Raw genomic sequence first — 2,024 nt, forward strand, 5'->3', positions numbered from 1 at the left:
GGCCAATCCGGTGGTGCCCGCCGCAAGCATGCTGCTTCTGGCTTTGTCCTCTCGATTCCTGTTGCGGTTTCATGGCGAGTTCCCGAAAATCAGAATTGCGTCGGGAAGACGCCAGACGCCCGTTCCCCCGCCGCAACATCGCCAGCTTGCTTGGGAGGCCGGGGACAATGCCATTTCTGAACCTGACGGGAAGCACGAAATCCTCTGGCAAGGCCAAAGCCCGGAGGCATGATTGAAGGTATTGTTGTGCACGCACCACCTGCAAACCTGGGGCGGGTCGGAGCTTGTGTGCATAGAACTGTTCGAGGCGCTGGTGGCACGCGGTTGCGAGGTCAGTGTCTATTGCCCCTTCGCCACGCCCGCATTCATCCAGATCGCCTTTGGCAACTGGCTCCGGGTGGAAGGCGTCCCTGCGCGCATCGACCTCGAAGCCTTCGATCTGGTGCTGGTCTCTCACCAGTGCCTGTCAAGGCTGTGGACACCGGCATTCGAGCGCAGGTTCGCGTCGCTTCGGCGGCGTCCGTTTCTCATTTACTTCCACCTTTCGCCGCATGAACCTTTCGAGCAGCCCGGCCCGTTCGTGGAACGAGCGCTTGCGGATGTGATCTATGCCAATAGTGAAGAAACGCGCGATGCGCTGGTCAATCAGGGTTTCGCCGGGATCCGGTTGTTCAGGAACCCCGCGCCCGCAGCATTTGCCGCGCCGCCGTCCCGTTCGCGCGACCTGCGCCGGTTGTTGTCGATTTCCAACCACCTGCCGGCCGAAGTGGGGGAAGCATTCGAGATCCTGAAGGCGCGCGGCATCGAAGTGACACGGATCGGCAGTCCGCATGCCTCGCGGCGGGTGACCCCGCGCGACCTTGAAAGCCACGAGGCCGTGGTCACGATTGGCAAGTCCGTGCAATATGCGATCCGGTCACGACGCCCGGTCTTTTGCTACGATCACTTTCAGGGGCCCGGTTGGCTTGGTCCCCTGATGGCCGCGACCGAAGCGACAAATTTTTCGGACAGATGCAGTCGCATTCCGTTGTCGGGTCCGAACCTTGCCGAGCGCATTCTCGACGGCTTCGCCGCCGCCAGAAACTGGATCGCCCAAGCCGATCCCGCCGAGTTCGGCAGGTTCTTTCTTGAGCGTAGTGTCGACGAGATCCTCGAACTGGCGCGTCTGTCACGTCGGCGCTGGCATTGGACCCTCTTGCCGGGCGGAGTCAAAAGGCATCGGGACTTCGAAACGGAAAGGCGGCTCTATGATCTGGTTGACCGCTCCTACGCCGCCGGGTCCAGTTTGCCAGCGCCTGCGGGACCGGCGCTGCCCTCGCTTTTCAGGACCCACCGCGCGATCGAGACCAAGATGCTGCGCCCGCCCAAGCCCGGCGAGGCGATGGTCATTGCCGTATTCTCTTACCGCTACGACGCGCATCTGGTACCGCACCTGATCGAAAACATCGCTCCCGCCGTGCATGGTTATGCCGCCTTGGACGACAGAATGGCGGGCGACATGCTTTCCGCCGAAACCGGACGTCAGAAAGCCTTGTTCGAGACAGCGCGCAACATGGGTGCGCGGTGGGTATTCGCCGTCGATCCCGACGAACGGTTCGAGGATCGCCTGAAGGATCAGATGCCCGCATTGACGACCGGGTACGGGCCGGTGGTCTGGACTTTCGAGTGCCGCGAACTGTTTCATCCGACCAGATACAGGATTGACGGATTGTGGAGCGGGCGCCCGCGCGCGCGCCTGTTTCCCTGCATTGCGGGCATGGAACCCGGCGACACCGCGCTGCACGGCCTGTGGACCAGAAATCACTGGAAGCTGCCGGTCAAGGCCTCGGGGCTAGACTTCTATCACCTGCGCATGATCACGCCCGAACGCAGGGCCTTGCGCAGGGCGCTTTACGCAAGCGCCGATCTTGGCCGCGCCTTTCAGGACATCGGTTACGACTATCTGGATGACGAGCGCGGGATGCAACTGCGCGAGATCCCGGGGGATCGTGGCTTCACTCCGCCTCATGTCGAGGACCACGGCG

At 62.4% G+C, this 2,024-nt stretch carries 2 protein-coding genes; both read left to right on the plus strand.

Features of this window, described 5'->3' with window-relative positions; genetic code table 11:
- Window positions 1-232, plus strand: a 232-nt coding sequence (locus tag WBB85_RS16200) for a hypothetical protein (RefSeq protein WP_432639631.1), incomplete at its 5' end; no start/stop codon positions are given.
- Window positions 233-2,024: glycosyltransferase (locus WBB85_RS16205; protein WP_432639632.1), on the plus strand; the 1,792-nt coding region annotated here is incomplete at its 3' end. It lies immediately after the preceding gene.

It is taken from the genome of Albidovulum sp. (genome assembly GCF_049646345.1).
Taxonomy (GTDB): Bacteria; Pseudomonadota; Alphaproteobacteria; order Rhodobacterales; family Rhodobacteraceae; genus Albidovulum.